A 6,457-nucleotide genomic window follows, 5' to 3' on the forward strand; every position below is an offset into this window, starting at 1 on the left:
AGATGTTCCATCGCTCGGCCACGTTCTCCGCCGTGATGCCCATATGGTAGTCGTTGAAGGCGTCCCACAGACCGTCATGGATCATGCTGTCGAGCAGCTCGGCGTGGCCCATGCGCAGCCCGGTACGCGCCTTGGGCAGCACGTAGGGCGCCAGGCTCATGCTCTCCATGCCGCCGGCCACGATGGTCTCGGCATCGCCGCAGCGGATCGCCTGGACGGCCAGGTGCACGGCCTTGAGGCCGGAGCCGCAGACCTTGTCGACCGTCATCGCCGGCACGTTGTCCGGCAGGCCGGCTTCGATGGAAGCCTGGCGCGCGGTGTTCTGGCCCAGGCCGGCGCGCAGTACGTGGCCCATGATCACTTCGTCGACGCCGGCGGGGTCGATGCCCTCGAGGACGCGACGAATGACGGTCGCTCCCAGGGTCACCGCGGGGACGCTGGCAAGCCCGCCCTGGAACGTGCCGATCGGTGTGCGCGTGGCCGCGACGATGACCACATCGCGCATCGCGGCTGTCGTTGGATCAGACATGGGCCGTCTCCCGCTGGTCGATCAGCTCGCAGCCGGTGGCTTCGCGAATCTCCTCGAGGGTGACGTCCGGCGCGAGTTCGGCCAATGCGAGGCCTTTGTCGGTGATATCCATCACACCCAGATCGGTGATGATCCGGTCGACGACACCCACACCGGTCAACGGTAGCGTGCATTCGGTCAGGATCTTGTGCTCGCCCTTGGCGGTATGGCTCATCAGCACCACCACGCGCTGCACCCCGGCCACCAGGTCCATGGCGCCACCCATGCCCTTGACCATCTTGCCGGGGATCATCCAGTTGGCGAGGTCCCCCCGCTCGGAGACCTGCATCGCGCCCAGAATCGCCAGGTTGATCTTGCCGCCGCGGATCATCGCGAACGACTCCGCGTTGTCGAAGTAGCTCGAGCCGGGCAGGGCGGTGACCGTCTGCTTGCCGGCGTTGATCAGGTCGGGGTCGACGGTTTCCTCGGTGGGGAAGGGGCCGATGCCGAGCAGCCCGTTCTCCGACTGCAGCCACACTTCCATGCCGTCGGGAATATAGTTCGCTACCAGCGTGGGCTGGCCAATTCCCAGGTTGACGTAGAAGCCGTCCCGCAGCTCGCCGGCGGCGCGTTGCGCCATCTGTTCCTTGTTCCAGGGCATCTCAGTTTCCCTCCCTGAGCGTGCGTTTCTCGATGCGTTTTTCCGGTGTCGGGTTATGCACGATGCGGTGCACGAAGATGCCCGGCAGGTGGACGTCGTCAGGGTCGATGGCGCCGGTCTCGACGATCTCCTCGACCTCGGCGACACAGATCCTGCCGGCCATGGCGGCCAGCGGATTGAAGTTGCGCGCGGTCTTGTTGAAGCGCAGATTGCCCGCCTTGTCGGCAACCTGGGCCTTGACCAGCGCCACATCGACCGGCAGGCCGCGCTCCATGACGTAATGCTCGCCGTCGAATTCGCGCACTTCCTTGCCTTCGGCGATCCTGGTGCCGTAGCCGGTCTTGGTGAAGAAGGCAGCGATGCCGGCGCCCCCCGCGCGCAGGCGCTCGGCCAGGGTACCCTGGGGGCAGAATTCCAGCTCGAGCTCGCCGGAGAGATACTGGCGCTCGAACTCCTTGTTCTCGCCCACGTAGGAGGAGAGCATCTTGCGGATCTGGCGCGACTCCAGCAGCAAGCCGAGGCCGAAACCGTCCACGCCAGCGTTGTTGCTGGCCACCGTCAGGTCCTTCTTGCCGGTGTCGCGCAGGGCAACGATCAGCGATTCGGGGATGCCGCACAGGCCGAAACCACCGACGGCGATGGTCATGCCATCCTCGATCAGGCCGTCGAGGGCGGCCTGGGCGCTCTCGAAGCATTTGCCGCCGCGCATCCCGGCGGGGGTCTTCTCAGTACTGGTGTGCTGGGTCATGGCGAGCCTCTGTTGTTGTGTCCTGGATAGACTATGACCGCTCGTCGCGCTGTTATTAAATTTATTTTCGCCGATAATTGTCGAGTTTTTCTCATCAATGAGGCGTTTTGATGACCATCAAGCAGCTCCGTGCCTTTCTTGCCGTGGCGCAGACACTGAGTTTCGCCCAGGCCTGCGAGCGGTTGCACGTGACCCAGTCGGCGCTGAGTCTGGCGGTGAAATCGCTGGAGTCGCAGCTCGGTGGAGCGCTGTTCTCGCGCACCACGCGCCAGGTGCGACTGACCCCCGAAGGCGAGGCGCTGCTGCCGTTGGCGCGGCGATTGCTGGCCGAGTGGGACGACGCCGAGGACGCCATGAGGCGGCGTTTCCATCTGCAGCAGGGGCATCTGGCGATCGCCGCCATGCCATCGTTTGCCTCCAATTGCCTGCCGCCACTGATCGCGGCCTTTCGTCGGCGCTATCCGCGCATCAGCTTCACCATCCACGACGTGATCAACGAACAGGTGGTGGAGATGGTGCTGGCCCAGCGCGTGGAGTTCGGGATCGCCTTCGAGCCGCCGCGGCAGCCGGCGCTGACGTTCACCCCGATCCATCACGATCGCTTCGTGGCGGCGGTACCGCCGACGTCGGCGCTCGCCGCGCAGGCATCGACGACCTGGTCGGCGCTGCTGGCTTATCCCTTCATTACCCTGCAGCGGCCTTCGCAGGTACGGGCGATGCTGGAGCGGCAACTGTCGCGACACGGCATGACGCTGCCGGTGGAGTTGGAGAGCCATCAGTTGGCCACGGTGGGCCAACTGGTCGGCAAGGGGTTGGGCGTGAGCGCGGTGCCGGCGCTGTGTCGCGTCCAGATGGAGACGCTGGGCGTCCGCTGTCTGGCGCTATCCGAGCCGGTGATCGAGCGGCCAGTCGGCGTCGTCACCCGCGCCGACCAGCAGCTCTCCTCCACCGCCAGCGCCTTTCACGCCCTGGTGGAGGGTTCAGCTCGGGAGATCGTCGAGGTCTGAGGTGCCCGGCAGCGAGACGAATGCGCCGGGTCGCGTCGCCGCGAAGGCGCCGCAGCGACAGGCGAAGGCCAGCGCATCGTTCAGCTTGGCGTCGTCGGCCAGCCAGTCGCCCAGCGTCGCGCAGACCACCTCGGCTCGGGACAGGGACGCCAGCAGGCCGCCGATGAAAGCATCGCCGGCGGCGGTGGTGTCCACTGCCTGGACCGCCGGAGGCACCGACTGAAGCTGACGGTCCGCCAGATGGGCGGTCACTGGCCCCGGTCCATCGGTGATCACGATCAGTCGGGCGCCCTTGGCCAGCCTGGCGCTGATCCACTCCTCGGCACTGCGATCGCCGCGAAGCGCATCCAGCTCTTCGGTGGAGAGCTTGATGAGATGGGCCCGCTCGAGCAGCTGCTCGACCAGCGCGATATCGACCTTGCCCTGGGGCCATAGCATGGCGCGAAGATTGACATCGACGCTGATCAGGCAGCCGCCGCGGCGGGCGATGCTGGCAAGGTCGAGGGTGGTGCGGGCGATGGCCGCATCGGTCAGGCTGTTGCTGCACAGGTGGACCAGGGCCGGTTCGGTGAAGATCCCGGGTGGCAGGTGTTCCCGGCGATAGAGCAGGTCCGCGGCGGGTGGGCGGTAGAAGTCGAACTGGCGCTCTCCCTGGCGATCGCGGGAAACGAATGCCAGGGCGGTGCGGGCTTCACGGGTTCGCACCACGTGCTGGGTATCGACGCCATAGCGGGTCAGCTCTTCGACCAGGAAGTCGCCGAAGCGATCGTCGCCGATCATGCCGAGGAAAAGGCTGGGGATGCCCTGACGAGCACAGGCCACGGCGGCGTTGGCCGGCGCGCCGCCGGCATAGGGCGTGAAGGTCTCGGGGCCGCTGTCGTCGCCCAGGCGGCTGGACAACATGTCAACGAGGGCTTCGCCGAAGGCGATGATGGGAATCATGGGTTACCGACTCTCTTGTCGAACGGGAATCGAAGATGCGCTGCCGTCGCTTCGCATCGAACGTCATCACGGCACTCGGTGACTGCGTGCTTCCTCGAGCAGCGCGAACCACGTCGGGCGATCGAGTTCGAGATTACCGCTCAGCAGCAAATTGTCGATACGCCTTTCATTCAACGTTCCGGTCACCGGTACCGGTTTGCCGGGCAGTCGCCGCAACCAGGCCAGCGCCAGTCCCGCCGTGGTCGAGTTGAGCTGTTCCGCGAGACGCGAGAGCGCGGTACCGAGCACATCCTCGAAGACCGAGCCGCCACCCAGCGGTGACCAGGCCATCGGCGCCAGGCCGTCGGCCAGGATGGCGTCGTAGAAGCCGTCGAACAGGGCGTCCGGATGGGCCAGCGAGAGCTCGAGCTGGTGGACGCCGAGCCGGTTGTGCATGGCGGCCTGCAGTCGACGCCACTGCTCCGGCAGGAAGTTGGAGACGCCCACGGCGCCGACCTTGCCCGCCGCGATGGCATCGTCCAGGACTCGGGCCGTCGCTTCCGTGTCCATCAGCGGATCCGGGCGGTGGAGCAGGAAGTGGTCGAGCCGGTCGACACCGAGACGCGAGAGTGAGTCGTCGATGACCTGGGTGAGATGGCGTTCGGAGGTATCGTAATGCTTGACCCCGAAGGGCGAGGTGTCGCGATGCGGCAGGATGATATTGCCCTTGGTCACCACCCTCACCCTGGACTTGAGCGACGGGCGGCGGGCGAGCGCCTCGCCGAAGCGCTGCTCGCCCAGGTGATTGCCGTAGCTGTCGGCATGATCGAACCAGTGCAGGCCCTGGTCCACCCGGGCTTCCAGCCAGTCGGCGAACTTCTCGACATCGTCGAATTCGGGCCGCTCGTGGAGACGCATCATGCCCAGGATGAAGGGCGAGTCGAAAACCAGATCATCACTCACGCCGATGTCGCCTCCCGCGCGATCGTGGTGGAGAGCAGGTGCTGGCCGTCCGGCACCAGCCAGACCGGGTCGACCCGCGTGCAGGCGGCCTCGACGCACAGAAAGCGCATCCCGGCGGTGGCCGGGGTGTCGCCGGGCAGGTCGTCGCCGGGATGCCAGATCACGGTGGAGTCGCTGCCCTGCTTGGAGATCGCGAGGCGGCGCTGCCCATCATCGAGGATCACCGGGCGGTTCGACTGGTAGATGCGATCGAGCGAACCGCGAATACCGAGTTCACCCTGCTGATGATGCTCGGCGAAGTGTTCGAGCTTGTCCAGATAGCGTGCGCCGGCCAGCCCCTCGACACGACACCGGTGGGTGTCGGCGACGGCGAAGTACGTGTGCAGCGCGCCCGTCAGCTTGACCGGGGTGGTGCCGACGTGGCGCGTCATCAGCTCGACGCTCAGGCGCTGGCCGTTGGCATGAACCACGGCATTGGGAACGAGCTGGTCGTGCAGGCGCTGCTCCGGGGAGAGATGGATCTCGACGCCGCTACCGGAGACGCTGTCGTCGATGGCATCGACCCGCCACGCCGCCGTGCGGGCCGGGCCATGCATGGGACCCTTGCCATCGGGCGATTCGTCGGCGAACCACGGCCAGCACAGCGGAATCCCGCCGCGGATGGCGCCGGGCATCGGTTGCGGCGTCGGCGTGACCCACAGCCAGCCATCCTCCGCGCCGGGCGCCGGTGGGGCGCCTGCGGCTTCGGGGGCGAAAGGTAAGAAGTGGAGCACCTGGGCGCCTTGCAGCGAGATCGCCAGTTCGCCCCAGTCGGCATTGATCAGCAGTAGGTGCCGACCTTGCCAGTCGGCTTCCCGCTGGCCGTCGGTCGCGTCGACCAACTGCCGCAGCGTATCGGGAATCATGTCACCTCCTCGTTGTGCAGGGCTTCCGCCGCCCCCAGCAGTCCGGTCCAGGGCGCCGTCACTACCCAGGTGGGAATGCCGGCATTGTAGGCGCTCAGGCGTCCCTTGTCGGCAAAGGCGCGCCGGAAGTCGCTGCGCGGCAGCCATTCGATCAGGCGCGGCGTGATGCCGCCACAGAGGTAGACGCCGCCCAGGGCGCCGAGGGTGAGCGCGGCATCGCCGGCGCAGGCGCCGAGGATCCTGATGAAGCGCAGCAGCGCCTCGCGGGCGACGCGATCGCCGGCCCTCGCTGCGCCGGTCACTTCCGCCGGGGTGTTGTAGCTGGCGGTGACATTGAGCAGGGCGGCGTGGGCGAGGTAGAGATCGAGCAGGCCTTGGCCGCAGAGCAGGCGCTCGATCGAGACGCGCCCATAGCGGGCAGTGAAATAGTCGAGCAACTGTCGCTCGCGCTGGTCGGTCGGGGCGAAAGTGGCGTGGCCGCCTTCCGTGGTGAGCGGGATCCAGTGGCGTTGGCTGGGGATCAGCCCGGCCACGCGCCGCGTCTTGTCGGTACTGAATGCCTTGCTGTTCCGCTGATGGATGAGCAACGTCTGCGTCGACACAGACATCGCGTCAGCGTCGGCATCCCAAGTCATGAATTGCTCCATGAATCGCTTCATCTCGCGGGGCCCGAACGCGGCTTCGCCCAGCTTGGCTACCTCCTCGACGTACTGCTCTCCGGCGTCAGGGTTCATCATGCGAGTG

General features: G+C 66.6%; 8 protein-coding genes. 1 reads left to right on the forward strand and 7 read right to left on the reverse strand.

Annotation, left to right across the window (positions count from 1 at the left end; translation table 11 throughout):
• The 3 genes from AC3AYF_RS16850 to AC3AYF_RS16860 form a co-directional block, all read right to left on the reverse strand.
• On the reverse strand, positions 1-505 hold a 505-nt coding region (locus tag AC3AYF_RS16850), incomplete at its 3' end, for a thiolase family protein (RefSeq protein WP_295041364.1).
• A 16-nt stretch (positions 506-521) separates the two neighbouring features.
• The gene (locus tag AC3AYF_RS16855) at positions 522-1,169 is read right to left on the reverse strand and encodes a CoA transferase subunit B (RefSeq protein WP_295041360.1); all 648 of its coding nucleotides are present in this window, start codon (positions 1,167-1,169) and stop codon (positions 522-524) included.
• A 1-nt stretch (position 1,170) separates the two neighbouring features.
• Positions 1,171-1,917, reverse strand: coding sequence for a CoA transferase subunit A (locus tag AC3AYF_RS16860; RefSeq protein ID WP_487780051.1), 747 nt, complete (start codon positions 1,915-1,917; stop codon positions 1,171-1,173).
• 110 nt (positions 1,918-2,027) lie between these two features.
• On the opposite strand from AC3AYF_RS16860, the gene AC3AYF_RS16865 reads away from it, so the two are divergent.
• Complete coding sequence (locus AC3AYF_RS16865; protein ID WP_487780052.1) at positions 2,028-2,924, forward strand: LysR family transcriptional regulator; 897 nt, start codon at positions 2,028-2,030, stop codon at positions 2,922-2,924.
• On the opposite strand, the gene AC3AYF_RS16870 is transcribed toward AC3AYF_RS16865, so the two are convergent.
• The 4 genes from AC3AYF_RS16870 to AC3AYF_RS16885 all read right to left on the reverse strand — a co-directional run.
• Positions 2,898-3,866, reverse strand: a complete 969-nt coding sequence (locus tag AC3AYF_RS16870) for a carbohydrate kinase family protein (RefSeq protein WP_487780053.1) — start codon at positions 3,864-3,866, stop codon at positions 2,898-2,900. The genes AC3AYF_RS16865 and AC3AYF_RS16870 overlap by 27 nt on opposite strands.
• Positions 3,867-3,932: 66 nt before the next feature.
• Positions 3,933-4,808 (reverse strand): aldo/keto reductase, encoded by an 876-nt coding sequence (locus tag AC3AYF_RS16875; protein WP_295041271.1) that lies wholly within the window; start codon positions 4,806-4,808, stop codon positions 3,933-3,935.
• Positions 4,805-5,713, reverse strand: a complete 909-nt coding sequence (locus AC3AYF_RS16880) for a D-hexose-6-phosphate mutarotase (RefSeq protein WP_295041269.1) — start codon at positions 5,711-5,713, stop codon at positions 4,805-4,807. The genes AC3AYF_RS16875 and AC3AYF_RS16880 overlap by 4 nt, the downstream gene beginning before the upstream one ends.
• The coding region (locus AC3AYF_RS16885; RefSeq protein WP_295041267.1) for a glucokinase at positions 5,710-6,457 on the reverse strand (748 nt) is incomplete at its 5' end. The genes AC3AYF_RS16880 and AC3AYF_RS16885, both read right to left, overlap by 4 nt.

It is taken from the genome of Salinicola sp., assembly GCF_982684285.1.